Source organism: Dyella sp. GSA-30 (assembly GCF_027924605.1).
Lineage (GTDB): Bacteria > Pseudomonadota > Gammaproteobacteria > Xanthomonadales > Rhodanobacteraceae > GSA-30.
This window is the reverse complement of record NZ_AP027042.1, coordinates 4,795,187-4,819,407: the sequence shown is the minus strand read 5'-3', so window position 1 is coordinate 4,819,407 and position 24,221 is coordinate 4,795,187. Positions and strand designations below refer to the sequence as shown.

Annotated in this window: 23 protein-coding genes and 1 riboswitch; of the genes, 8 read left to right on the top strand and 15 right to left on the bottom strand. The window is 62.0% G+C overall.

Annotated elements, in window-relative coordinates; all coding sequences use genetic code 11:
• Position 1: 1 nt before the first annotated feature.
• From QMG46_RS20660 to QMG46_RS20650, 3 genes are all read right to left on the bottom strand, one after another.
• Positions 2–364 (bottom strand): EamA family transporter, encoded by a 363-nt coding sequence (locus QMG46_RS20660; protein WP_281849775.1) that lies wholly within the window; start codon positions 362–364, stop codon positions 2–4.
• Between the two features lie 10 nt (positions 365–374).
• The gene (locus tag QMG46_RS20655; RefSeq protein WP_281849774.1) at positions 375–1,214 is read right to left on the bottom strand and encodes an alpha/beta hydrolase; all 840 of its coding nucleotides are present in this window, start codon (positions 1,212–1,214) and stop codon (positions 375–377) included.
• Positions 1,215–1,346: 132 nt separating this feature from the next.
• Positions 1,347–1,817 carry a hypothetical protein gene (locus tag QMG46_RS20650; protein ID WP_281849773.1) on the bottom strand — a complete coding sequence of 157 codons (471 nt, stop codon included), beginning with the start codon at positions 1,815–1,817 and terminating at the stop codon, positions 1,347–1,349.
• Positions 1,818–2,064: 247 nt separating this feature from the next.
• Here QMG46_RS20650 and QMG46_RS20645 point away from each other — a divergent pair, with 247 nt between their 5' ends.
• The gene (locus QMG46_RS20645; protein WP_281849772.1) at positions 2,065–3,591 is read left to right on the top strand and encodes a trypsin-like serine peptidase; all 1,527 of its coding nucleotides are present in this window, start codon (positions 2,065–2,067) and stop codon (positions 3,589–3,591) included.
• Between the two features lie 55 nt (positions 3,592–3,646).
• Here QMG46_RS20645 and parC read toward each other — a convergent pair whose 3' ends face one another.
• The 12 genes from parC to QMG46_RS20585 all read right to left on the bottom strand — a co-directional run bounded on the left by parC (position 3,647) and on the right by QMG46_RS20585 (position 15,684).
• Positions 3,647–5,887 (bottom strand): DNA topoisomerase IV subunit A, encoded by a 2,241-nt coding sequence (gene parC / locus QMG46_RS20640; protein ID WP_281849771.1) that lies wholly within the window; start codon positions 5,885–5,887, stop codon positions 3,647–3,649.
• Positions 5,888–5,992: 105 nt separating this feature from the next.
• Positions 5,993–6,868 (bottom strand): TraB/GumN family protein, encoded by an 876-nt coding sequence (locus QMG46_RS20635; RefSeq protein ID WP_281849770.1) that lies wholly within the window; start codon positions 6,866–6,868, stop codon positions 5,993–5,995.
• 12 nt (positions 6,869–6,880) lie between these two features.
• Complete coding sequence (locus QMG46_RS20630; RefSeq protein ID WP_281849769.1) at positions 6,881–7,915, bottom strand: proline iminopeptidase-family hydrolase; 1,035 nt, start codon at positions 7,913–7,915, stop codon at positions 6,881–6,883.
• A 63-nt stretch (positions 7,916–7,978) separates the two neighbouring features.
• Positions 7,979–9,409: an MFS transporter gene (locus QMG46_RS20625; protein WP_281849768.1), complete on the bottom strand. Its 1,431-nt coding sequence runs from the start codon at positions 9,407–9,409 to the stop codon at positions 7,979–7,981.
• 55 nt (positions 9,410–9,464) lie between these two features.
• Positions 9,465–10,583, bottom strand: coding sequence for a cyclopropane fatty acyl phospholipid synthase (cfa, locus tag QMG46_RS20620; protein WP_281849767.1), 1,119 nt, complete (start codon positions 10,581–10,583; stop codon positions 9,465–9,467).
• 120 nt (positions 10,584–10,703) lie between these two features.
• Positions 10,704–11,090: a fluoride efflux transporter CrcB gene (gene crcB, locus QMG46_RS20615; RefSeq protein ID WP_281849766.1), complete on the bottom strand. Its 387-nt coding sequence runs from the start codon at positions 11,088–11,090 to the stop codon at positions 10,704–10,706.
• Positions 11,091–11,161: 71 nt separating this feature from the next.
• Positions 11,162–11,238, bottom strand: a riboswitch (Fluoride riboswitch).
• A 26-nt stretch (positions 11,239–11,264) separates the two neighbouring features.
• Positions 11,265–12,350 carry a glycosyltransferase family 9 protein gene (locus QMG46_RS20610; protein WP_281849765.1) on the bottom strand — a complete coding sequence of 362 codons (1,086 nt, stop codon included), beginning with the start codon at positions 12,348–12,350 and terminating at the stop codon, positions 11,265–11,267.
• Between the two features lie 237 nt (positions 12,351–12,587).
• On the bottom strand, positions 12,588–13,088 hold the full coding sequence (locus QMG46_RS20605; RefSeq protein WP_281849764.1) for a hypothetical protein: 501 nt from the start codon (positions 13,086–13,088) through the stop codon (positions 12,588–12,590).
• Between the two features lie 45 nt (positions 13,089–13,133).
• Positions 13,134–13,409 carry a cell division topological specificity factor MinE gene (minE, locus tag QMG46_RS20600; RefSeq protein ID WP_281849763.1) on the bottom strand — a complete coding sequence of 92 codons (276 nt, stop codon included), beginning with the start codon at positions 13,407–13,409 and terminating at the stop codon, positions 13,134–13,136.
• Positions 13,410–13,414: 5 nt separating this feature from the next.
• On the bottom strand, positions 13,415–14,230 hold the full coding sequence (minD, locus tag QMG46_RS20595; RefSeq protein WP_281849762.1) for a septum site-determining protein MinD: 816 nt from the start codon (positions 14,228–14,230) through the stop codon (positions 13,415–13,417).
• Positions 14,231–14,287: 57 nt separating this feature from the next.
• A complete protein-coding gene (minC, locus tag QMG46_RS20590; RefSeq protein ID WP_281849761.1) occupies positions 14,288–15,067 on the bottom strand; it encodes a septum site-determining protein MinC in 780 nt (259 codons plus the stop codon).
• Entirely contained in the window at positions 15,064–15,684 is a 621-nt protein-coding gene (locus QMG46_RS20585; RefSeq protein WP_281849760.1) for a GNAT family N-acetyltransferase, read from the bottom strand. Before QMG46_RS20585 ends, minC begins: the two co-directional genes overlap by 4 nt.
• A gap of 208 nt (positions 15,685–15,892) precedes the next feature.
• Here QMG46_RS20585 and QMG46_RS20580 point away from each other — a divergent pair, with 208 nt between their 5' ends.
• The 7 genes from QMG46_RS20580 to QMG46_RS20550 all read left to right on the top strand — a co-directional run bounded on the left by QMG46_RS20580 (position 15,893) and on the right by QMG46_RS20550 (position 24,152).
• Complete coding sequence (locus QMG46_RS20580) at positions 15,893–17,128, top strand: sensor histidine kinase (RefSeq protein ID WP_281849759.1); 1,236 nt, start codon at positions 15,893–15,895, stop codon at positions 17,126–17,128.
• Between the two features lie 109 nt (positions 17,129–17,237).
• On the top strand, positions 17,238–17,879 hold the full coding sequence (locus QMG46_RS20575) for a response regulator (protein WP_090454427.1): 642 nt from the start codon (positions 17,238–17,240) through the stop codon (positions 17,877–17,879).
• A gap of 270 nt (positions 17,880–18,149) precedes the next feature.
• On the top strand, positions 18,150–19,490 hold the full coding sequence (locus QMG46_RS20570) for an SRPBCC family protein (RefSeq protein ID WP_281849758.1): 1,341 nt from the start codon (positions 18,150–18,152) through the stop codon (positions 19,488–19,490).
• A 143-nt stretch (positions 19,491–19,633) separates the two neighbouring features.
• Positions 19,634–20,572: an ABC transporter ATP-binding protein gene (locus QMG46_RS20565; RefSeq protein WP_281849757.1), complete on the top strand. Its 939-nt coding sequence runs from the start codon at positions 19,634–19,636 to the stop codon at positions 20,570–20,572.
• A complete protein-coding gene (locus tag QMG46_RS20560; RefSeq protein WP_281849755.1) occupies positions 20,569–21,303 on the top strand; it encodes an ABC transporter permease subunit in 735 nt (244 codons plus the stop codon). Before QMG46_RS20565 ends, QMG46_RS20560 begins: the two co-directional genes overlap by 4 nt.
• 4 nt (positions 21,304–21,307) lie before the next feature.
• Positions 21,308–23,206, top strand: a complete 1,899-nt coding sequence (locus QMG46_RS20555) for a GldG family protein (protein ID WP_281849753.1) — start codon at positions 21,308–21,310, stop codon at positions 23,204–23,206.
• A 79-nt stretch (positions 23,207–23,285) separates the two neighbouring features.
• Positions 23,286–24,152, top strand: coding sequence for a cytochrome c oxidase assembly protein (locus QMG46_RS20550; RefSeq protein WP_281849752.1), 867 nt, complete (start codon positions 23,286–23,288; stop codon positions 24,150–24,152).
• Positions 24,153–24,221 lie beyond the last annotated feature (69 nt).

The window sequence follows — 24,221 nt, the reverse complement described above, 5'->3', positions numbered from 1 at the left end:
CTCAGCCTCCCGCCACGCCGACGATGGCCACGCCGAGCGTCACCAGCAGGATGCCGGTCACGCGCAGTGGCGTGAGCTTTTCGCGGAAAAGAATGCGTCCGGCAATCATGATCACCACGATGTTGATCGAACCCAGCAACACGCCTTCGGACAGATCGACCAGCGAAAGGAACGCGATCCACACCAGGAATTCGGCCACATAGGACACGATGCCGATCCAGATCCATGGCCGCGATGCCATATAGCGCCAGCGCGCCAGGCCATCGCCGGCATTGGGATCGCCGGCCGCCGCCTTGAACGCGAGTTGGCCGACCGTATCGAGGGTGACGTTAAGCAGCCAGAGCACTACAACCAGAGGCGTCACGCGCGCGCCCTCAGGCCGCTGCGCGCGCGGCGGGCTTGTACGTATCGGCAACGCGACCGAAGAACTCCGCGGAGCGTTCGGTAAGCAGGCGACGCTCGCGATCGATCGTGATCATGTGGTAGCTGTCTTTGAGCATCAGCATTTCCACCGGACCGGAGACGCCTTCCTCGACCAGACGCGCATTGGCGACGCTGGCGATGTCGTCTTCGAGCGCATGCGCCACCAGACACGGCGCCTGTACGCGCGGCAGATCGCGGCGCACCACCTTGGCCATGTTGTACATCTCCGCCAGCGAGGGCCAGGGATTGCCCGGGAGTCCGGCGGCGGCGCTGTTACCGCCGAGCATCAGACCGGCCACCTGCGCGCGCAGGCGTTCGTCGCGAATGCCGTAAGGCTCGTTTTCATGCACCATCCGGTGCTTGCCGATGCCGAACTTGCCGATCAGCGGCAGCAGGAACGACAGTCGGTTGTACCAGGGTGTGGCCCAGCCGTCGTAACGGAACGTCGCGCCGTAGACACCGACGCCCTTGATCCACTCGGGGCGCTCGGCGGCGAGCTTGAGCGACAGCACGGCGCCCATCGACAGGCCGGCGACAAACAGGTGGTCGACTTCATGGCGAAACTTCTCCGCCGCGGCCTCGACACTGGCGTACCAGTCCTGCCAACCGGTTTTCAGCAGGTCTTCGACGCTGCCGCAATGCCCGGCCAGCTGCATGCCGTACACGGAAAAGCCAGCCCGGCTCAGGCCCTTGCCGACCAGGCGCATTTCCGCCGGCGTGCCGGTCAGGCCATGAATCAGCAGCACGCCGGCGCGTCCGCCTTCGAAGCGGAATTCGACGTTTTCGATCATGAACGGACCGCCTTAGGCGCGACGACGTGGGACAAGACGGCAGGGAGCATGGGCACCGGGAAGAGCTGAGATTGAGCTTCCAGTGTGGGGCTGGACTCTTTCTGAGAACTTTCCGGGGGGATCAGGCCAGGTTCAATGCCCGTGGAACTGCCCCACGCCGATCGACACGCTGACCCCGCCGGTCGGGTGATCGCAGCTGCCGGTGCGTTTGGTGAAGTTGACGTCACCGGTTTGGTAGCTGCCGCCGAAGTGGCTGCCGCTGACCACGCCCATGCCCACGCTGCCGTGGACCTGGGTGTTGTTGTAGGTGGCGTCGTCGCAATCCTGGCGGGCCGCGGCCACGCGGTCCTCGTCCTCGTGGTAGGTGCGTCCGCTGGTGTCGCCGTAATACACGCCAGGCGCATCCTTGGGCTTGGTGCTGTTGCTATCGCTGGAGGCGGTAGCGCCGGAGCTGGGTTTGGCGGCCGCTGTGCTGCTCGACGCGGGCGCCATGGCCGGCGGCATGTCGTTGGGTAGCTTCAGATTCAACGGCGGGGTGGCGCTTTGCGCCTGTGCGCCCAACGCCGTCAGGCAGACTGCGATTGCGATCAGGGCTCGGTTCATCGTGTTCTGCCTCTTGGATTCAGTGCATTCAACGCATCGCGCGTCAATGCGTGCACCGTAGCGCTTTGGACGTCTGGCGGCGTTAAGAAGTTCCTGACATGGCGTCTCAGCGAGCTAGGACATCATTTATGAACTATTGCCCTCTAAAAAAGCCTTATTTGGCTGACAGATCTACGTGTCAAAGGTCACGTCGCTGGCGTTCTTGGTTTGAGAGGCTTACGTGCCTTTAATTGACGAAGGAGTCGTCATGTTCAAGAAGAGAGTCGTAGCTGTCATGGCGCTAGCGACGGGAGTGGCCTTGATCGCGGTCCATGCGCAGTCCGCTACTGCTACCCAGAGCCACCTAAACAAGACAGAAGGGCAACAAAGCGAAGCGAGGTTGTTGAGGTCGACAGATCCCGAGGCATCGCGCTTTCGCGCTGCAGGTCAATTGATTGCGGGCAGCCATTGCACGGCAACATTAATTGCCGGTTCTGCAGAACCGGCTCCCGATCGTCGTGCACTAATTCTTACGGCAGGTCATTGCGTCAAGGACACGATGACGACAAACGAGGTCATTACCGACCAGGCTGCGCCTGAGTCCTGGACCTATACGCCGGCATTCTTCATCGATACCCAGGCCGAGCATCAGTCTTTTCCGGTTGCCCGAGTGCTTTATGCAAGCATGAAAAACAGGGATCTTGCCGTCCTGGAACTCGACGCCACTTATGCTGACCTGAGTCGATTGAACGTCGCGCCGATGCGCCTGCAGACGCGGCCATCCTACGATGGCATGCCGATCGAGCTGGTTCAGATTCCTGTGGTTGGCGTCCCGCAGGATGAAAAGTTCATGCGTTATGCATCTTGTTCCGCTCGCCGCCCGACAGATATCTACGAAAACTACTCGCCGTGGTTCTGGAAAGACGCCGTAGCTAACGATTGCGCGGGTGTATCCGGCGGCACGTCAGGTTCTCCCGTGATGGCCGAGGGAGTAGACCGGGTAGTAGGCGTACTCAACACTACGGTCGACCGTGGCTATACAGGATGCGGTCCCGGCCGGCCGTGTGAGGTCGCCGGATCGGGGCACGTAGCCCGCGAAGGCGCCAGCTATTACATCCCAGTAGATACGGTGGCGTTGGCCCTTACGCCGCAGGGCGAGCTCGATATACACAAGCTCGATCAGGGCGATGGCATCCCTTTGCAGCGGCTGCACTCTGGATGGGACAGCCAGTCCTGCGTTCCGGATGAGGCCGGCGCTTGCCAGGTTCCGCGCAGGGATCTGGCTATCGATCCGCAGTTCGAGTTAATTCGTTACAAGGAGGGTCTTGCCACGGAGACGATCTGCGCCGACGAATGGGGTTACGGCCTGCCGTTATCAGTGGAGACGCAGCCGTTGGAAACATTAGCGATGCAACCGGTCGAGGGCATCCACATGCTGTGCGCCGTGGGTAAACGGGCCGGTAGCGACATCTGGCAATCGGTGGCAAACGCGACAATGCAATTGCGCAAGATCGACGATACCCCGCCTGCCCAGGCGCCTGTCATCGATGTTCCGTTCGACGAAGAGGATCGCTGGCAGGTAACGGCACGTGAGGCTTATCACGATACCCAGGTGGCAGTGATCAAGTTTGGTCCTTCGGACGAGACGGATTGTCAGGATATGGACGGGTATCGTTGGCAGCGCCGGGGCATGTTGACGACACTTGCCAAGTCGGGTGCGCCATGGCGGTTCTGCGCCTACGGATTGGACTCCGCGGGCAATGCCTCGCCTATCGGTTTTCGCGACTTCCGCTAGCGTGCCAACGGGTGCGCGATGCTCCGTGCGTTTGGCACGGAGCATCGTATGGACATCAGCCAGTGGTCTGGATGCTCTCGACGCGTCGCAGCCCGCGTGGCAAGACTCCACCGCGTGTGGCGCGGTTGCCACCGAATTCGACCAGGTCCGACCAGCGCAGGGTGAGCTTGCGCTGTCCGGCATAGAGCGTGACTTCGCCCTTGCCCTCGGTGACCACGGCCACGCCGGCAACGCGCTCGTCGCCCGAGCTCAGCTTGGCCTTGGGGATTTCGATCAGCTTGTTGCCCTTGCCCTTGTCGAGTTCCGGCAGCTCGGCGACCGAGAACATCAGCAGATGGCCTTCGGTCGTCACCACCACGATGCGGTCGCGCGACGGATCGGTGCTGATCTGCGGCTGCAGCACTTTGGAGCCGTCACTCAGGCTGATGATCTGCTTGCCGGCCTTGTTGCGGCCGGTCAGCGCCTCGAAGCGGGTGACGAAGCCATAGCCGAAATTGGTCGCGAGGATCAGACGCGTGTCGTTGTCTCCGGCGACCAGGGCATCGAAGCTGGCGCCTGATGGTGGCGTGAAGCGGCCGGTCAGCGGATCGCCGTTGCCGCGCGCGGAAGGCAACGTGTGCGCCGGCGTGGAATAGCTGCGACCGGTGGAGTCGATCACGGCTATTTGTTGCGTGGTACGGGCCTTCACCGCGGCAAGTAGACTGTCGCCTTCGCGATAGGACAGGCCGTCGGCATCGATATCGTGCCCCTTGGCGGCGCGGATCCAACCCTTCTGGCTGAGCACCACGGTTACCGGTTCGCTGGCGACTAACGCGCTCTCGTCCAGTGCCTGCGCCACTTCACGTTCGACCAGCGGCGAGCGACGGTCGTCGCCGTACTTGGCGGCATCGGCGCGCAGTTCGTCCTTGATCAGGCTCTTGAGCTTGGCCGGCGACTTCAGCAACACGTTGATGCGCGCGCGCTCTTCTTCGAGCTGGTCGCGCTCGGCGTTGATCTTCATCTCTTCCAGGCGGGCCAGCTGGCGCAGCTTGGTTTCGAGGATGTAGTCGGTCTGTTCGTCGGACAGCTTGAAGCGCGCCATCAGCACCGGCTTGGGTTCTTCCTCGGTGCGAACGATGCGGATCACTTCGTCCAGATTGAGGTAGGCGATGCGCAAGCCTTCCAACAAGTGCAGTCGGCGCTCGACCTTGGCCAGGCGATGGTTGAGTCGGCGCATGACCGTATCGGTACGGAAGACCAGCCACTCGCTGAGGATGCGCTTGAGATCCTTCACCTGCGGACGGCCGTCCAGGCCGATCATGTTGAGGTTGATGCGGAAGCTCTTTTCCAGGTCCGTGGTAGCGAACAGATGCTGCATCATCTCGTCGGCGTCGACGCGGTTCGAGCGCGGCACGATCACCAGGCGGATCGGGTTCTCGTGATCGGACTCGTCGCGCAGGTCTTCGATCATCGGCAGCTTTTTCGCGCGCATCTGCGCGGCGATCTGCTCGAGGATCTTCGACGGGCTGACCTGGTGCGGCAATGCGGTGATGACGATGTTGCCGTCTTCGCGTTCATACACCGCGCGTGCACGCGCCGAGCCGTTGCCGGTCTTGTACATCGCCAGCAGTTCGCTGCGCGGCGTGATGATTTCCGCGGCGGTCGGGTAGTCCGGGCCGCGCACGTGTTCGCACAGGTCGGCGACGGTGGCATCCGGATCGTCCAGCAGGCGGATGCAGGCGCTGGTGATTTCACGCAGGTTGTGCGGCGGGATATCCGTGGCCATGCCCACGGCGATACCCATCGAGCCATTGAGCAGCACGTGCGGCAGGCGCGCGGGCAGCCAGCTCGGTTCTTCCATGGTGCCGTCGAAGTTGGCGACCCAGTCCACGGTGCCCAGCCCCAGTTCGCCCAGCAGTACATCGGCGATCGGCCGCAGCTTCGATTCGGTGTAACGCATCGCCGCGAAGCTCTTCGGATCGTCGGGCGAACCGAAGTTGCCCTGGCCGTCGATCAGCGGATAGCGATAGGAGAACGGCTGCGCCATCAACACCATCGCTTCGTAGCAGGCGCTGTCGCCATGCGGATGGAATTTACCGATGACATCACCGACGGTGCGCGCCGATTTCTTCGGCTTGGCGCTCGCCGGCAGTCCGAGCTCGCTCATGGCGTAGATGATGCGGCGCTGGACCGGCTTCAAGCCGTCGCGGACGGAGGGCAGGGCGCGGTCGAGCACGACATACATCGAATAATCGAGGTAGGCGTTCTCGGCGTATTCCTTGAGCGGGATCTGTTCGTAATTGGCTTGCAGATTCATGAAGTTACGTCAGCTATAGGGTTGCCGCGGGGCGGCCTTAACCGGGAGATGGTGCCAGATCGAGGGGATTTTGGCTTGCCCAGGTCTCACCGGATGCGCCGGTGCTCACTCCTTCACCACCGTAAACCCCATCCCTTCCAACTGCTTCTGCAAGCTGTCGGGACCGGCCAGATGCCCGGCACCCACCGCGATGATGCTGGTGCCCCCGGCCGGATCGCGCAGACGCTTGGCGATGGTCTGCGCCCAGGCCTTGTTGCGATCGACGATCAGCTGTTTGTAGAGCTCGGGGCTTTCCTGCTGAAGCTCGGTGCTTTCCAGCCTGGCGATGACCTGGGTGTCGCCGTTCTTCCAGGCATCGATCAGCTCACGCAGTTTCTTCGGGCCTTCTTCGATTTCGCGGAAGGTCTGGCGCAGCATGTCCAACTGCAGCGGCTCGGGCATGCCGGCCAGGATGCGCAACTGCTGATCGGCCGTTTCGAGGCCGTCGACCGGCTTGCCATCCTTCGTCATGCGCGCTTTCAGTTGCTTGTCGACACCTTGACTCGGATCCATGCCCGCTTGAACCAGCGGCGTCACCGTAAGCACCAGGGCCGCCAACCAGGGTCGCATCGGTTCGAGCGACTGCTCGCCACGGGGTAGCTTCGCTTCGACCGCGGCCAGCTTGAGCTTTTCCCGGTCGGCGGCAGGGAGCTTCTGCGATAGCGGATGCGCAGGGTCCAGGCCGTATTTCATCACCAGCAACTGCATGGTGACCGGATCGTCATCGATCAGCTCGATGCTCAGGCGCTGGCTGCGATGGAGTGCATCGTCGAGCTTGGTCGACATCCAGTCGGTATCGGACGGCAGCAGATGCACGGTGCCGAACAGATAGATCGTGGTGTTGCCCTGCTTGACCGACCACAGCAGCGGCTTGGCCGACGCTGTGGTGACTAGCAGGAACGACAGCGTGATAACAGCGAGAAAGCGATAAAACCTTTGCACTTGAACCTCGGATCAGTCGTGTTGCTCGACGTTCTTCAAAAAGCCGATCAGGCCGTTGAAGTAGGTTTGCTGGTCGTCATACATCGCCATATGGCTGCCTTTGGGGCAGAGCAGAAACTGTCCCTTGGGCAGGCGCTTTGCCATCTGTGCCATGTAGGCGGGATCCATCGTGTCGTATTGCGCAGCGATCACGAGTGTCGGCACATCGATGCGATGCAGATCCTTGCTGCGGTCCCAGTTGAGCAAGCGCCCGCTGGCACCCAGTTCGCTGGGGCCCTGCATCAGCTGATAGAGGTGCTCGTTGAGATGGCCGAAGGCGCGGTTCACCGGGTCGGGCCACTGATCGTGCGGCATGCGCAGCAGATGCTGCTCATAGTGCATAGGAATCAGGATATCCATGTAACGCGGATCGTCGGTCTTGTGTTCGGCTTCGAGCTTTTTCACTTCAGCCAGCTTGGCCTGGTCCATCTTCGGCATAAGGACCTTGGTGGCGTATTCGTTATAGGCCGGGATCGAATCGACCATGTCGGAAATGACCAGGCACTTGAGGTGCTGCTGATATTTCAGCGCGTATTCGATCGCCAACACGCCACCCCAGGAATGGCCGAGCAGGCAGAAGTTGTCGCGGTCCAGGTGCAGCGCCTGGCGTACCTGTTCCACTTCTTCGACAAAGCGATCGGTGGTCCACAACGCGTCGTCCTTGGGTTGATCGCTATAGGCCGAGCCGAGCTGGTCGTAGTAGTAATACTCGATGCCGGCACCGGGGAAATAGCTGTCGAACGCTTCGAAGTATTCGTGCGTGGCGCCCGGGCCGCCGTGCAGCAGTAGCACCTTGAGCTTGGGATTGTTGCCAACCCGTTTGGTCCAGACGTGAAACTTGCCCTTGGGCGTGGTGATTTCGATCATCTTCACGCCGCCGGCGAGCACGTCGTCGCGACCGGTCTGATCGAAATAGCTGCCCGGTTTGGGCGAGCTCTCCACGGCCTGTGTAGCAAGGCTGAAACAGGCGCCCAGCAAGGCGACCAAGGCAACGACATAGCGCTTCATGGATTTCCCCTTATCGACCATGCCGGGACTATATCGTGGAGCGGTCGGTTGTCGCGACAAGCCTTACGATTCGTCCAGCGACAACGGCGCGGCAATGTCTTCCAGCGCACGCCGCTCGGCGGCCACACCCCAGAGCCAGACCACCAGTGCCGCGATCAGCATCAGCGCGGCCCCGCCGAGGTAGCCCCAGACAATGGCGATACGCTGGCCGCTACCGATCAGTACGCCGAACAGCCACGGCCCGATTACGCCGCCGATGGCCGTGCCCAGCGCATAGAACAAGGCGATGGCCAGAGCGCGCAATTCCAGCGGGAAACTTTCGCTGGCGGTCAGGTACGCCGAGCTGGCGGCGGCGGAGGCGAAGAAAAACACCACGCTCCACGCAAGCGTCTGGGTCTGCGCGGTAAGCACGCCTTGCCCGAACAGCCACGCCGTCAGCGCAAGCAACACCCCCGACATGGCGTACGTGATGGCGATCATCGGCCGGCGTCCGATCGTGTCGAACCAGCGGCCGAGCAACAGTGGTCCGAGGAAATTGCCGGCCGCGAAGGGCAGCAGGAACCAGCCCATGCGATCGTCGGCGATACCGTAGAAGCGGCTCAAGACCAGCGCATAGGTAAAGAAGATCGCGTTGTAGAAAAACGCCTGACAAGCCATCAGCACCAGCGTGACCAGGGTGCGTTGCGGGTAGTCGCGAAACAGCGTGCGTGCGACATCGGGCAGGCGCAGTTCACGCGGACGCAGGCGCAGTGTCGGTAGCGGTTCATCCGGCAGCGTCACGCCAAGCCGCGCCTCGATGCCGGTCATGATGCGCTCGGCTTCATCGACGCGACCGTGCAGCATCAACCAGCGCGGACTTTCCGGTATGTAGCGCCGCAACAGCAGGATCACCAGGCCGAGCGCGGCGCCCAGGCCAAACGCGAGTCGCCAGCCCAGTTCGGCCGGGAGCCAGTGCGAGTCGAGCAATACCACCGCACCCAGTGCGCCAAGCGCGGCACCGATCCAGAAGCTTCCGTTGATCACAAGATCGGTGTGGCCGCGATAGCGCGCGGGAATCAGCTCCTGGATTGCCGAATTGATTGCTGCGTACTCACCGCCGATGCCGGCGCCGGTCAGTGCGCGAAACAGCACAAAGGCCCAGAAATTCCAGCTGAAAGCGGTCAAGGCGGTCGCGGTCAGATACAGCCCGAGCGTGATGTTGAAAAGCTTCTTGCGGCCGAGTTTGTCGGTAAGCCAGCCGAAGCCGAATGCGCCACCCACCGCGCCGATCAAATAGCAACTGGCAGCGAGGCCGACCTGTTCGTCGGTCAGATGAAGCACGGGACTGGATTTCAACGCGCCGGCGATCGAGCCGGTAACCGTAACTTCGAGCCCGTCGAGTATCCAGGTGATGCCGAGCGCCACGACGACCAGGCTATGAAAACGGCCCCAGCGCAGTCGGTCGAGCCGCGCAGGTACGTCGGTGATGACGATGTCCGCTTGTGGATGGGACATCGTTCGAGGCTAACCGGACTGGTCGGGCACGTCGACCCTCGTTCACGAAGCGCTATCAGCGCGGTACGCGATAACCATCGGGCACGCCATGTGGACTTAGCGTGAGTTGCCACAATTGATCGCGGCGGCTGCGAAATACTGCCGCGGAAACGCCCAGATAGAAATGCCACATGCGCCTGAAGCGATCGTCGTAGTTGGCCGACAGCACTGGCCACGCGGCATCGAAGTTCTGCCGCCATGCGGTGAGCGTGCGATCGTAATCCGCGCCGAAATTGTGCCAGTCCTCCACCACGAAAAGATTCTGCAGCGCCTCGGTCACCTGGCTTGCCGCCGGAATCATCGAATTGGGGAAAATGTATTTCTCGATCCATGGATCGGGGCGCGAGGGCGAGCCGTTGCTGCCGATCGAATGCAGCAGGAACAAACCATCTTCTTTCAGCGCTCGTCGTGCCACTTCGAAATAGGTGCGGTAGTTGAGTGCACCGACATGTTCGAACATGCCGATCGAGAAGACCGCGTCGAAGGTCTCGTCGAGCTCGCGATAATCCTGCAGGCGGATCTCTATGGGCAGGCCCTTGCACAACTCGCGCGCAAATTCAGCCTGCTCTTGCGAGACCGTTACACCGACGCCTTCGATGCCGTAATGCTCCGCCGCGAACTTCAGCGCTTCGCCCCAACCGCAACCGATGTCGAGCACACGTTGGCCGGGTTTGAGCCGCAGCTTGCGGCAGATCAGGTCGAGTTTGGCCGCTTGTGCGTCATCGAGTGTGGTTGCCTCGGCCCAATAGCCGCAGGAATAGACCAGGCGCTTGCCGAGCATGGCGTGAAACAGGTCGTTGCCCAGGTCGTAGTGGACCCGGCCGATCTCGAAAGCATGCGGCCCGCGCTGCAGATTGATAAATCGCGCCTTGAAGTGCGCCAGCAAGGTGTCGAGTGTCTTGAGTTCTTCGTCGATATGGGAGGCAAGCAGACGGGTAAACATCCCCGAGAGATCGCCCACATCCCACCATCCATCCATATACGCCTCGCCCAGGCCCAGGGAGCCGTGAGCGAAGACGCGTGCATATAACCGATCGTCATGTACCTGCATGTCGGTCGGTGCAGGGCCGTCGACCGTGATACCGGCGATTTCAAGCAGGGCTGCCGCGCGTTGCTTGAGGGAGTCCTTACGCATGCTTGCCTCATATCGAAAGATCGCTTCGGGCCGGCGCAGCGCTATCTGCGTCACTCACTTCAACGAGGCGAACTCTACCGGGGCAAAAGCAAAGACGGCGTCGACGCCATGCTGTGCTCCTCAAGCACGCAGAAACATCCTTACCAGGGCAATGCCTGCGATGGTAAGCGTGATCGAGCCGATCAGGTGTATGGCGACGTGGCCGGCGAACCAAAGGTACTGTTGACGTAGCAGTAGCGACGTTGATTCGGCGGAGAACGTCGAAAACGTGGTGAGGCCGCCAAGAAAGCCGGTGGCGACGAACAGCCTGAGTTCCAGTGGCAAGGTCTGGAAGTGATCGAAGATGCCCAGCACGCAACCCATCAACAGGCCGCCGATCAGGTTGGCGGCGAGTGTGCCAAGGGGGATCGTCGGAAACAGGGGGTTCAACAGGATCGCAAGCACCCAGCGCAACCAGCATCCCAGGACGCCGCCGATGCCTACTGCTAAAAAGCCGCTATAACTCACGTCACATGTCTCCTGGCAAGGTCTGCGGACTTCCATGGAAACAGGCACACGCCTGCGCTCCCGGAAAGTCCGGTCGTGCAGGCATCATCAACCCTTGGGGGTGGTTCGCTTCTGGCGAAGCGGGAGGCATGCCATCTCCCTTTTGCTCATGCTAGCCGATGTTTCGGGCTTTTTTCAGCCCCCGTCGGCGGCGAGCATGGCGGCGAGCTTGCGCCCCACGTCGGCCGGCGTCAGGTCATAGCCGTAGACGATATGGTTGTGTCCGCCGTACGGTCCCCATTCCTCCGCGCTGGTGGTATTGAAGATACCCAGCGTGGGTGTGCGCGATGCGCAGGACAGATGCATGATGCCGCAGTCGGCGCTGGTATAGGCGTCGAGCGCGGAAAGTACGCTGGCCAGCTTGCGCAGGTCGTTGGAAAAGTAGGCCGGATAGCGCGAATCCAACAAGGAGCGCCCGAACGCCGGGATGACCTCCACGCATTGATATGCCGGCGCCGCGGCTTCGAAAGCTTCCAGGAACGGTGTCCACCAGTCTTTGCGCAACAGCTTCGGTCCGGTGGCGTTGGCGAACACGCCGATGATGCGCTTACCGTTGCCTTTGGTACCCAGGACGCGTTGCAGCGCTTCACGACCTTGAGAGCGTTCCTCGTCGTTGAGGCGAATATCCGGAACGGGGTAGGGCGCGTCGAGCGGTTTGCCCAGTGCCGCGCGCAGCAGAAATACCGGGCGTTTGCCTTTGCTGGTCGGTGCATCGGCGACCGGTACCGCATGGGTGACGTTACCGCTTTTTTTCGGGCTATCGAAACCCAGCTTGTACGTGCCTTGTGCACGCAGCAGCAACAGGCGCCCGGTCTGCGATTGCGGATCGGGGTCGATCACCAGGTCGTAGTGGTTCTTGCGAATGGCGCGCCATTGGCGCATCAGCGTGCGTGGATGGCGTGCGCTGTGCGAGGGCAGCTTGAACAGCCGGTCCACCGAGAAATAACGCCCGTAGATGGCATCGGCGATCTGGCTGCGCGTGACGATATCGATCGTCGCGCCCGGGTAGGTGGCCTCGAGCTCCTGGATTAGCGGCGTCAGCAGCAGCGCATTGCCCAGCGTATGGCTGTAATGGCACACGAGGATTCTGTAGATACCAGTCGTGGGCAACGGCTCGTTGCTCTGCGTCACCGGTTTGCCGAACAACAGACGCATCAGGCTCTGCGCGGCACGGCGGCGCTGGTCGTTGACGCGGGTGGAGGAGCGCAGGAGTTTGAGCACGTCGGAGCCTGAAGTGGTGCGGTTAGCTATGCAATCGTGGCATGGGGGCGAGTTGGGGTAAATGATGGGGTGTGAGCAAGAGCGCCCCCTCACCCCAACCCTCTCCCCCGGCGAAGCCAGGGGAGAGGGGGCACATTGAGGTGAGTTTGAATCTTGCGCGCTTTTTGCTCCCTCTCTCCCGGCTCTGCCGGGGGAGAGGGTTGGGGTGAGGGGGGGCTCTAAGTTCTCAGCACAACATCAAGGAAAAACCAGCGAGCCGTAGCCATCGAGCAACCCACGCTCAATCAACCACTGCCGGGCATTCTCCGCGTCCCCCTCGAACCACGCCCGCGTCGATCCCAGCCGGAACGAGTACCCCCAGCGATCCATATCCACCATGATCCGCGCCGACCCGACCCCGGGTAGCACATCGCCCATCACCACTTGCAGATAGCAGGTGGCGTCTTCCTCTTCGATCGAGTCGGTGGCATCGGTATGCACCGCACCGCGTCGTTCCGCCGGCAGTACGAGCAAGTGCCCCGCTTCATGCAGCAGCGAATGCACCGGTGTGTCGGCACGTGCATAAACGGTGTGGCCGATGATGCCGGCTTCGTCGTCGCCCCAGAAACTGCCGGGAATCGGCTCGCCGTCGGCTATGGATACGAGTGTCAGGCCGAAGCGGGACAACAGGGAGGCTGCTGGTGAAAAGCCCAGCTCGCCCAGGCGCATGACATCGGGTATGGGCGATGGATCGGTCATCGTGGTGCAAGGAATCGCCGGGTGTTGCGCACCCGGCGTTGAACATCAACCCGCTGGCTTGGCCTCGACCTTGCCATCGGGCAGGGCGACGGACAATTCCAGGATTTCGTGGCCGCTATCGCGCTCGACATTGATGTTGATGGCTTCGAGATCGACATGGACATATTTCTTGATGACTTCCAGCAGCTCGTTGCGTAGCAGCGGCAGGTAGTCGGGAGCGCCGCGGGTGGAACGTTCCTGCGCGACGATGATGCGCAGGCGTTCCTTTGCCACCGTGGCGGTCGGCTCCTGCTTGCGCTTGAGAAAATCAAGAATACCCATCGCGATCAACCTCCGAATACCCGCTGGAGAAAGCCCTTCTTCTGCACGTCGATGAAACGCAGCGGACGTTCTTCGCCGAGCACGCGCGCGACGGTGTCGCTATAGGCCTGGCCGGCGAACGAATCGTTGTTGAGGATGACCGGCACGCCCGAGTTGGAGGCGGCCAGCACGTTTTCCGATTCGGGAATCACGCCGACGACACTGATGCCGAGGATTTCTTCCACGTCCTTGACGCTGAGCATTTCGCCGGCAGCGACACGGGTCGGGTTATAGCGGGTCAACAGCAGGTTCTGCTTGATCGGACCGTCGCCGCGTTCGGCGCGGCGGGTCTTGCTGGCAAGCAGGCCCAGAATGCGGTCCGAGTCGCGCACCGAGGAGACCTCGGGGTTGACCACGACCACGGCCTGGTCGGCGAAGTACATCGCCAGATGCGCGCCTTTTTCGATACCGGCGGGCGAATCGCAGACGACGTATTCGAAACCTTCTTCGGACAGGCCGTCGAGCACCTTTTCCACCCCTTCCTGGGTCAATGCATCCTTGTCGCGCGTCTGGCTGGCGGCGAGCACGTACAGGGTTTCGTAGCGCTTGTCCTTGATCAACGCCTGCTTGAGCGTGGCTTCGCCCTGCACGACGTTGACGAAGTCATACACCACACGGCGCTCGCAACCCATGATCAGGTCCAGGTTGCGCAGGCCGACGTCGAAATCGATCACCGCGACTTTCTTGCCGGCCATGGCCAGGCCAGTGGCAAGGGAGGCGCTGGTGGTGGTCTTGCCGACGCCGCCTTTGCCTGAAGTGACAACGATAATCTCAGCAGTCAAGGGTCATCTCCGCTTATATTTCTTGTAGTAGTTGAATACGTAATGGGTTGAAGAGCGTCAAAGTTTGGCGATCAGCAGTTTTTCACCATCGAGCCAGCATTGCACGGCCTTGCCCTCAAGGTCCTTCGGGATCTGTTCAAATACGCGATAGTGCCCGGCGATGGCCACCAGCTCCGCATGAAAGTTGGAAACGAAGATGCGTGCCTTCTCATCGCCTTGCGCGCCAGCCATCGCGCGACCGCGCAGGCCGCCGTAGATATGGATGCTGCCGTCGGCAATCACTTCGGCGCCGTTGGCGATCGCGCCGGTCACCACCAGATCGCGGTCGCGTGCATAGATCTGCTGGCCTGAGCGCACGGCGCCATCATGGCTCTGCGCCCCAAGCACGGGGCCGGCAGATTCCACCGCCGGTGGCTGCTGTGGCGCAGGTGCTGCAACGGACGTAGCGGCCGGTTCGGCCGCCGGATGGGCGATGCTGCCGCCATTGGCCGGCTCGTAAGCTGCGCGGAACTTGGCGATCAGCGGCAGGCCCATGCGCTTGGACAGCGCCTCGGTTTCGCTGGTCCCATAGGCCAGGCCCACCGGCAGCATGCCGGCGCTGCGCACGGCTTCGAGCAGGGCGTCGACCGTGCCGTCGTCGGGCAGGTCGAGCAGATGGCTGAGGTCCAGCACTACCGCGGCGCGGGAAAACAGCTGCGGGGCGGAGCGAACACGGCGTTCCAGCTCGTCGCAAAGTGCGGCGGCATCGACACGCTTGACACGTACACAGGCAATACCGACCTGGCCGAAGCGCAGATCGCAGGCGTCTGAAGTTGTTTGATCCATTCTTGCATTCATTGGCGCCGCTCTCCGGCGAGGCGGCGCTGGTTGGAGTCGGGAGAGTGAAAGGGTGTGCGTTCGGCAAGCCACGGCACGTCGGGCAGGCCGCCGTGCTCCAGGTAAGTGTCGCGCACATAGGCGTAACTGGGCAGGTCCTTGGCCAGCAGGCTGACTTGCGGGCCGTCTTCGCCCATGCGCTGCTGGCCGACTTCCTGGAAGCCATAGGTGCCGTGGAACAGCACCACCACGTCGTCGCGGGGCTCCAGGAATACTTCGCAGGTCAGCAACGGCACGCGCACTTCGGCGTAGCTGTTGACGTCGCAATAGAAAATGCGCCCCAGACCATGACGCCGATAGGCATTGGCGATCACGATGCGGTCGATATACACGAATTGCTGATAGTGCTCGCCAAACCACACGTAATTGGGACTGTCGTACGAACGGCCCTCGCGCATGGCGATCAGGAAGCCTGCCAGGTGTCCGTCGATCTCGGCCACACGGAAATAGTCCGCATGCTCGAAGAAGAAGCGCAGCCTTGTGGCGTCCAGGGCGAGGATGGAGCGGCCGGCGGCGTTGTTGAGCGCCAGTACGGCATCCAGGTCGTGCTCGCGCACGTCGCGGATGGCTAGGGCCATTCGTTGCTCCGCAATCTAGGGTGATCCAGGACGAGCCCGTTTGGGCAGCCCGCGTGTTGAGCCATTATGACACGGTGCGCACAGCGACACATATCACGATGCACCATGTAAAACGTTTGTAAAGTGCCGGACTGCAGGGCCATTTGCCCCCTTTGGGCAATGACTTCTCGCGCATTGCACCACGCCGTACTGTGCCTATGATGCCGGTATGCCATGGCACTCATTCAATCATCAGCGCGTACTGCGCTACATCGGGCTGTTCACCTACCTGTGCGTAGGGGTGCCGTTGCTGCAGAGCACCTGGGGCCTGGCCCTGGTCAACGCTTCGTGGAGCAAGAGCCCGATCATCCTGGGCTGGGTCATCAGCTATCTGGTGTTCGGTGCCAACTACCTGCTGCTGACCAGCCGGCTCGATTCGGGCATCCGCCTGACCAAAGTGGTCGGCCTGGTCTTGCTGACCGGCTCGGCGATCGCGGTGGGCTGGTTCAGTCAGAGCGGCCTGTCGGCGATGCTGATGACGGTGATCGCCATGGTGCTGCCCTGGCAGCTGCCGATGGTCTCGGGCCTGGCCTGGATGCTGGCCCAGCACCTGCTGCTGATTCCGATCATCGCCTACTACCCGACCTGGACCTGGACGGGCGCGGTGCTGCAGGTCTGCGTTTACATGGGCATGTCGGTACTGGCTTTCTTCACCTCGGCCATCGCTAGCCAGCTGGTCGAGGAGCGCGAGGTGCAGCGGCGGCTCAACTCCGAACTGAGAGCCACTCGCGCGCTGTTGGCCGAGTCGACTCGTATCGCCGAGCGCATGCGCATCGCGCGCGAATTGCATGACCTGATCGGCCACCACCTCACCGCGTTGACGCTCAATCTCGAGGTGGCCAGCCATTTGAGCAACACGGAGGCCTCCGAGCATGTACGCAAGGCGCAGGCGACCGCCAAGCATCTGTTGTCGGATGTGCGCGAGGCGGTCAGCGAATTGCGCCAGGACGATGCGATCGACCTGACCCATGCTTTGCGCAGCCTGGTCGAAGGCGTGCCCGGGCTCAAGGTCCATCTCGAGACGCCGCCTCGCTTCAGCGTCGAGGACCCGCGTCGCGCCCAGGTGCTGCTGCGCTGCGCGCAGGAGATCATCACCAATACCGCCAAGCATGCGGATGCGCGCAATCTCTGGCTGAATTTCGCCTACGCCGAGGACAACCTGCTAGGGCTGTACGCGCGTGACGACGGCCGTGGCGCGGCGCAGTTCGAGCCGGGCAATGGCATGTCGGGCATGCGCGAGCGCCTGGCGGAGTTCGGCGGCAGCGTCACCGTGGACGCCACCGGCATGACCCGTGGTTTTGCCCTCAATATCCGCCTGCCGCTGGGCGAGGAGTCGTCGCTGGCGCACGCCCCGGCTCGCTTCGAGCCACCGGCGCTATCGGTGCCCCAGGGGTGGGTCCCGTGAGGGGATCGCTAGAAATTGCCGTGTCGTGTCAGAATGTGCGACCCGGATGCAGCATCGTTCTCCCCGTCGTCCATGATCGTGTGGGCTACTTACGTTTCGAGGATTCGCGATGATTTCCGTTTGTCTCGTTGACGACCAGAACCTTGTCCGCCAGGGCGTCCGCTCCCTGCTTGATCTGGCCGAAGATATTCGGGTGGTAGCCGAGTGCGCCGATGGTGCGCAGGCGGTGCAGGACATCCCTCGGGTCAAGCCCGACGTGGTATTGCTCGATCTGCGCATGCCCAATATGAGCGGGCTTGAAGTACTGCAGGCATTATCGGCACGCAACGAATTGCCGCCGACCATCATTCTCACCACCTTCGACGACGACCAGCTCGTGCTGCAGGGCCTCAAGGCCGGTGCACGCGGTTATCTGCTCAAGGACGTGTCGCTGGAGCAACTGGTCGAGGCGGTACGTACCGTTTCCGCCGGTGGCTCGCTGGTGGCACCGATGGTCACCCAGCGCCTTCTGGCCGGGGTGGGGCGCATGCAGAACCAGTTCACCAGCCTGGAACAGCCCGATCCGTTGACCGAGCGCGAGACGGAGATCCTGCGTCTGCTGTCCGGCGGCTACAGCAACAAGGAAATTGCCAACTCGTTGAAGGTGGCGGAGGGCACGGTGAAAAATCACGTGTCCAACATTCTCTCCAAGCTCGGCGTACGCGACCGTACGCGCGCGGTGCTCAAGGCACTCGAATTAGGCATCGTCTGACGTCTTGATTGCGCCATGGCGGCCTTCGCGGCCCGCCATGGCGCCGTCGCTCCCTCGCCATGCACCAGAATGGCGCGACGCAGCACAGAAATTGGGCGTCATCTCGTGCCTACGTCCCAATAGCGTTCCCGCCCGCAAGCAAGTACCATCGAGGGCTTAGGCGCTGGCCGACCCCCGTCACGACGCGATTTTTTGGGGATTAAACCGTGGCGGATCAGGTCTCCGGCGACGTCCTTGTGCCGCCTAGAGAGATGTTCGGAGAACCCTGGAATGATGCGTGTTCTAGAATTTATTGTTGCCCTAATCATCGTCGCCATCGTTGGCGTCGTGGTGGGCTTTGTGATGCCTGGCAGTGGCCACGTGGAACGGTCGCTGGTAGTTGGCAAGGACATGCGTCAAGTGTATGACGTGCTGAACAATTTCCGTCGCTTCCCCGATTTCTCGGTCCAGCGTCAGTACGATCGCAACACCAAATACGATTTCAGCGGCAAGGCCTATGGCCCGGGCGCCGAGATGAGCTGGTCCAGTGACGACGACAAGGTCGGCACGGGCAAGATGACCATCGCCAGCAACGATCCGAGCTTCGACAAGCTCGATACGCAGACCAAGTCCGCCAAGATCGTCTGGAACCTGGACAGCAGCTGGCGCGGCAACGACAAGCATTTCACCCTGCAGCTCGACCGCCAGGGCAGCCGCAATCAGCTGACCAAGGTCACCTGGTCCTATGACGTCGATTACGGCTTCAACCTGATCAACCGTTATTCGAACCTGTACATTCATGGCGATCCGGATGCCTTCATCCAGTTCAGCCTGAACAACTTGCAGAACGTGTTGGCCCAGGTGCCGAACATCGACTACAGCAAGTTGATTCCGTACGTCGAACAGACCCAGCCGACGGCTGTGCTGCTGGTCTCGACCTCGATCGAGCGCAAGGGCGGTCTGGACGCGTTGAACGACGCGGTCGACAAGGCCACGAGCGAGATCCAGGCTGCGGCCAAGAAGCTCAACGTCAACGTCACCGGTCCGCGCATTCTGTTCACCACGAACTACGGCGACCAGACCTACAACTTCGATGTGGCCCTGCCGATCAGCGCAACCAGCCTGAACGTCGGTGGCCAGAGCCACGACCTGACCGCACCGAAGCCGCCGCAGCTCGCCGACGGCGCAGCTCCGGCAAGCGACAGCACCGCGGCCGCTCCTGCCGATTCGGCTACGCCGGGCAGCACCGACCGTTATGGCCGTCTGATCGTCGACAACAATGTGCGTGGCATGCTCGCTTTCGGCGGCCCGGCATTGAAGGGCGAGTGGAACGGCACCTTCGCCGGCGTGCCGCAGACCCGCGACATGCTCAAGGCCTACTCGCAGACGCACGGCTACAAGTTCGACGACGTCACCAACCCGTCGTACGACATCCTGGCCAAGCCGGAAGAGAAGAAGGGCGACGAAGTCACCAGCTACGCTCGTTACGATGTCTACCTGCCGGTCACCAATGCACCGGAGCAGACCCCGGAGCAGGAAGCTGGTATCAAGCCGCCGACACTGGATGACGCACCGGCTTCGTCCGGTAGCTCGCCGGCCCCGGCCAGCACGGCGGCCCAGCCCGCCAAGTAAGCCGCCTGGCACAGCAATACCCGAAAGCCCCTCCTAGCGAGGGGCTTTCTTTTGAGTTGAGAGAACTTTCGCCCGCTCTTGGGGTACATTGCAGTGTGGTTGCGAGCCCTCGCGCCGTCACGCTTTTGGCTTTCCGTACGGACATGATCGAGACCGACAACCTCACCCGACGCTACGGCAACCTTACTGCGGTCGATGCACTCAGCATTCGTGCCGAACCCGGTCAGGTGCTGGGCCTGCTCGGCCCCAATGGCGCGGGCAAGACCACCGTGATGCGCATGGTCGCCGGTTTTCTCGCGCCTAGCGGCGGTACCGCACGCGTATGCGGGCATGACGTCGTCAAGGAGCCGGTGAAGGCCAAGCGTGCCCTGGGCTATCTACCCGAAGGCGCGCCGAGCTATGGCGAAATGACCGTGCGCGAGTTTCTTGTCTTCATCATGCGCGTGCGTGGCATGGGCGCGGATCAGGGATACCGTCGTTTCGACGAAGTGGTCGGCCGGCTGCAATTGGAAAGTGTGCTCGACACCTGCATCGATACCTTGTCCAAGGGTTTGCGTCGCCGCGTCGGTCTGGCTCAGGCGATCATTCACGATCCGCCGGTACTGATGCTGGACGAACCTACCGACGGCCTCGACCCCAACCAGAAACACACCGTGCGTCAGCTGATCGACGCGATGGCGCGCGAGCGCACGATTCTCATCTCCACGCACCTGCTCGAAGAAGTGCACGCGCTGTGCAATCGCGTGGTGATCATTGCCGATGGCCGCCTGCTGGCTGATGCGACGCCTGCCGAGCTGGAAGAACGTTCGCGCTACCACGGCGCTGTCTCGTTCAGCGCCCCGGGCAGTGGCGTGTCGCAAGAAATGCTTGGACGTTTGCCGCAGGTTGCCTCTATCGAGGTCGATCCCCTCGATGGGCGCATCACGGTGTTTCCGCGAGCCGGCGAGCGCATTCTCGAGCCAGTCGAAAGCCTGCTGCGCCAGCAGGGTCTGGAGGTATCGGAGATACAACTCGAGCGTGGACGTCTCGATGAAGTATTTCGGCAGATCACGACCGGCACTCACCAGGGGGCGCGCCAATGACCGCGATCGGCGCCATCGCGCGGCGTGAGCTGCGCAGCTACTTCGTTACCCCGATGGCCTATGTGTTCCTGGTCATTTTTCTGGTGCTGTCGGGCATTCTGACTTTCTATAGTGGCGATTTCTATGAGCGCGGACAGGCGGACCTGCAACCGTTCTTTGCCATGCATCCTTGGTTGTACCTGATCCTGGTCCCCGCACTATCGATGCGCATGTGGGCGGAGGAGGCCAAGGGCGGCACGCTCGAACTGCTGCTGACGCTGCCGGTCACGCTGGTGCAGGCGATGCTGGCCAAGTTCTTCGCCGCCTGGCTTTTTATCGGCCTGGCGCTGTTGCTGACGTTTCCGATCTGGATCACCGTCAACTATCTCGGCTCACCGGACAACGGCGTGATCGTTGCCGGCTACTTCGGTAGCTGGCTGATGGCGGGTGCCTTGCTGGCCGTCGGCGCCTGTCTGTCTGCCTTGACGCGCAGTCAGGTCGTCGCCTTCATCCTGACGGTCGTGGTGTGCTTTCTATTGATTCTTGCCGGGCAGCCGCAGGTACTGGATTTCCTGCAGGGAACGCTGCCGCGCAAGCTGATCAACGGGGTGGCGCACCTGAGCATGCTGCGACATTTCGAAGCGATCGCGCGGGGCGTGCTCGACGTGCGCGACATCTTCTATTTCGTACTCAGCATTGCCGCCTGGTTGACGGCTGGCGTGCTGGTGCTCGACCTCAAGCGGACGTCGTAGCGCGATGGTGATTTATCGTTTCAGTCGCCGCGCCAGGCTGACCGCCGCACTCGTGCTGCTGGTGATCGTGTTCATCCTGCTGGCGCTGGTGGGCAGTCGCTGGATGCGCGCCGATCGCATCGACCTGACCTCCGACAAGCTCTACACGCTGACCGGCGGCACCGAACAGATCGTCGATTCGCTGCGTGCACCGCTCAAGCTGACGCTGTATTTCTCCGATCACGCCACCGCTGATTCGGCGCAGCTGCGCAGTTACGAACAACGCGTGCGGGAGATGCTGCAGGAAATGGTTGCGCGCTCGCATGGCCGGATCCGGCTGCAGATCGTCGATCCGGTGCCGTATTCGGACGAGGAGGCCAGCGCGGAAGGCTACGGTCTGAGCCCGGTCAATGTCGGCAACAATGGCGAGCGTGTTTTCTTCGGTCTGGTCGGAAGTACGCTGGCGCCGGGCGCCGATAACGAAGCGGACAGCGACACGCGACCGGGTGGCAAGACCTTGTCGATTCCGGTGTTCGATCCGTCGCGCGAAACCTTCCTCGAGTACGACATCGCCAAGCTGTTGTACGAGCTCAATCAGCCGTCCAAACCGCATATCGGCGTGATCAGCAGCCTGCCGGTGCAGGGCAATCCGCTGATCGGCGAAGAGCCCTGGACGGTGATGCGCCAGATCGGCCAGCTGTTCGATCTCAAGACGATCGACCCGTCCAAGTTGCAGCGCATAGGCGATGACATCCAGGTGCTGCTGCTGATCCATCCCAAGCACCTGCCTGACGATGCGCAATATGCCATCGACCAGTACGTGCTGCGCGGCGGTCGCCTGGTGGTGTTCGTCGATCCCGACGCCGAGCTGGACAACACGCCTTTCGTCGACAGCAACGGCGTGATGGATGACCACAACTCCGACTTGCCGCGGTTGTTCAAGGCCTGGGGCGTGCAGTACGACCCGCAGAAGGTCGTGCTGGATCGCTCACGCGCATTGCGCATCGAACTGGCCGATAGCAGTGCGCTCAATCACCCGGCGATGCTGGGCCTGACCGGGCAGGAGCTGAACCACGATGACGTGGTGACCGCCAGCTTGCAACGCGTCAACGTCGCCAGCGTCGGCTATTTCGATCTGGCTGCCGATGCGCACGCGCGCCTGGTGCCATTGCTGCAGAGTACGAGCGACGCCGAGGTGGTGCCAGCGCAGCGTGTGCGCGAATCGAGCCGCGATCCGGCGACCCTGCTGGATGACTACAAGGGCGACAACCAGCATTACGTGATAGCCGCCCGCCTCTATGGCGGGTTCCCCAGCGCGTTTCCCGAGCGCTCCAAGGCGCCGGGACATCTGGCCCGGTCCGGCGACAACGCCGAGGTGATCCTGGTCGCCGACACCGATCTGCTGACCGACCGGCTATGGGTGTCCTACGCGCAGAACCTGCTGGGCCAGACGCAGCTGAGCGCGATCGCCAACAATGGCGACTTCATTACCAACATTGCCGATAACCTGAGCGGCTCGTCGGCGCTGTTGTCGATTCATGGTCACTCCACGTCGCAGCGGCCATTCACACGCGTGCAGGCGTTGCAAAGCGCGGCCGATCAGAAATTTCTTGCGAAGAAGCAGGAGCTGCAGCGTGAGCTCGCCGAAACACGCAGCCGCCTGTCCGAACTGCAGCCGGCAAAATCGGGCCGTGCCGAAGCGGGCACGGCCGAACAGAAGGCCGAGGTCGAACAGTTCCTGCAACGGCAGCTGGAAATCAACAAGGAGCTGCGTAACGTGCAGCATCAGCTCAATGCCGAAATCGATGCACTGGGGCTGCGCCTGAAGTTCATCAATATCGTGCTGGCCCCGGCCTTGATCGCCATCTTCGGGCTGCTCTATGGCTGGCGGCGCTCGCGTCGCAACCGCCGTCGCGCCACGTAAGCGCGGCGGCAATGTGTCGCAGTGGGGTAACGACATGCGAACGACTATGCTGCGCTATTGCCCGGCCCTGGCCTGATCGATGACGTCCAGCCTGCTCAAATGGATCGTGCCCTGGGAATTCTCCTGGGTCTTCCTGCTGACTTTTCTGGTCGCCTGCGTACTTTATGTGCGCGGTTGCCGGCGGCTTGATGTCAGCCTCGGGCGGCGTCTCGCCTTCTGGATCGGCATGGCGATCGTGTATCTGTCGCTGCATACCTATCTGGATTACTTCGCGGAGCATGAATTCTTCATGCATCGCATCCAGCAGGTGTTGCTGCACCACCTCGCGCCATTGCTGATCATTGCGTCCTACCCCGGTTCGGTATTACGAGCAGGCATGCCGTTGCGCTGGCGCATTCGTATCCTGCGCCCGGTGCTGCGCTCCTGGCCATGGCGTTTTTTCAGCGCGGTGTTTCTCAATCCCGCGGTGGCGACGCTATTGTTTGTCGCCTTCATCATCGTATGGCTGATCCCATCGATGCAGACGCTGGCGATGCTCGACTGGCGCATCTACCGCTTCATGAACTGGTCGATGATCGTCAGCGGCTTTATCTATTGGTGGCTGGTACTCGATCACCGCCCGCATCCGCCGGGGCGCATGATCGCGGGCATACGTGTGTTGTCGCCGGGCCTCACGATGAGCCCGCAAATTCTCGCCGGAGCCATCGTTACCTTTTCCAAGTCGGATCTTTATCCGATCTTCGAAATCTGCGGGCGCGCGTTTACTTTTAATGTGCTGACCGGGCAACTCGCCGGCGGCGTGATCATGTGGGTGCCCGCCGCGATTATCGAATCGATTGGTGGATTGCTGGCAATGCGGCAATGGGTGCGGTTGTCGCGCAGTGGGCGGATTCGGCGTAAGCCGCGTGTGGTGACGAGGCGGGCGAGAGTTGGGAGCCAGGTGTGATTGCGAAGAGGCGGTAACGAGCGGAAGGGGCTACGTCACTCCTTGCCCATTCCTATCTATCCGTCATTC

What these genes read in the sequence shown, in the direction of transcription:
- cfa (WP_281849767.1), bottom strand. Translation starts at nt 10,583, where the DNA reads ATGCGTAAGGACTCCCTCAAGCAACGCGCGGCAGCCCTGCTTGAAATC.
- minC (WP_281849761.1), bottom strand. Translation starts at nt 15,067, where the DNA reads ATGAATGCAAGAATGGATCAAACAACTTCAGACGCCTGCGATCTGCGC.
- QMG46_RS20625 (WP_281849768.1), bottom strand. Translation starts at nt 9,409, where the DNA reads ATGTCCCATCCACAAGCGGACATCGTCATCACCGACGTACCTGCGCGG.
- parC (WP_281849771.1), bottom strand. Translation starts at nt 5,887, where the DNA reads ATGAATCTGCAAGCCAATTACGAACAGATCCCGCTCAAGGAATACGCC.
- QMG46_RS20560 (WP_281849755.1), top strand. Translation starts at nt 20,569, where the DNA reads ATGACCGCGATCGGCGCCATCGCGCGGCGTGAGCTGCGCAGCTACTTC.
- QMG46_RS20555 (WP_281849753.1), top strand. Translation starts at nt 21,308, where the DNA reads ATGGTGATTTATCGTTTCAGTCGCCGCGCCAGGCTGACCGCCGCACTC.
- QMG46_RS20655 (WP_281849774.1), bottom strand. Translation starts at nt 1,214, where the DNA reads ATGATCGAAAACGTCGAATTCCGCTTCGAAGGCGGACGCGCCGGCGTG.
- QMG46_RS20565 (WP_281849757.1), top strand. Translation starts at nt 19,634, where the DNA reads ATGATCGAGACCGACAACCTCACCCGACGCTACGGCAACCTTACTGCG.
- QMG46_RS20550 (WP_281849752.1), top strand. Translation starts at nt 23,286, where the DNA reads ATGACGTCCAGCCTGCTCAAATGGATCGTGCCCTGGGAATTCTCCTGG.
- minE (WP_281849763.1), bottom strand. Translation starts at nt 13,409, where the DNA reads ATGGGTATTCTTGATTTTCTCAAGCGCAAGCAGGAGCCGACCGCCACG.
- QMG46_RS20585 (WP_281849760.1), bottom strand. Translation starts at nt 15,684, where the DNA reads ATGGCCCTAGCCATCCGCGACGTGCGCGAGCACGACCTGGATGCCGTA.
- QMG46_RS20650 (WP_281849773.1), bottom strand. Translation starts at nt 1,817, where the DNA reads ATGAACCGAGCCCTGATCGCAATCGCAGTCTGCCTGACGGCGTTGGGC.
- QMG46_RS20570 (WP_281849758.1), top strand. Translation starts at nt 18,150, where the DNA reads ATGATGCGTGTTCTAGAATTTATTGTTGCCCTAATCATCGTCGCCATC.
- QMG46_RS20575 (WP_090454427.1), top strand. Translation starts at nt 17,238, where the DNA reads ATGATTTCCGTTTGTCTCGTTGACGACCAGAACCTTGTCCGCCAGGGC.
- QMG46_RS20630 (WP_281849769.1), bottom strand. Translation starts at nt 7,915, where the DNA reads ATGAAGCGCTATGTCGTTGCCTTGGTCGCCTTGCTGGGCGCCTGTTTC.
- QMG46_RS20645 (WP_281849772.1), top strand. Translation starts at nt 2,065, where the DNA reads ATGTTCAAGAAGAGAGTCGTAGCTGTCATGGCGCTAGCGACGGGAGTG.
- QMG46_RS20605 (WP_281849764.1), bottom strand. Translation starts at nt 13,088, where the DNA reads ATGACCGATCCATCGCCCATACCCGATGTCATGCGCCTGGGCGAGCTG.
- QMG46_RS20580 (WP_281849759.1), top strand. Translation starts at nt 15,893, where the DNA reads ATGCCATGGCACTCATTCAATCATCAGCGCGTACTGCGCTACATCGGG.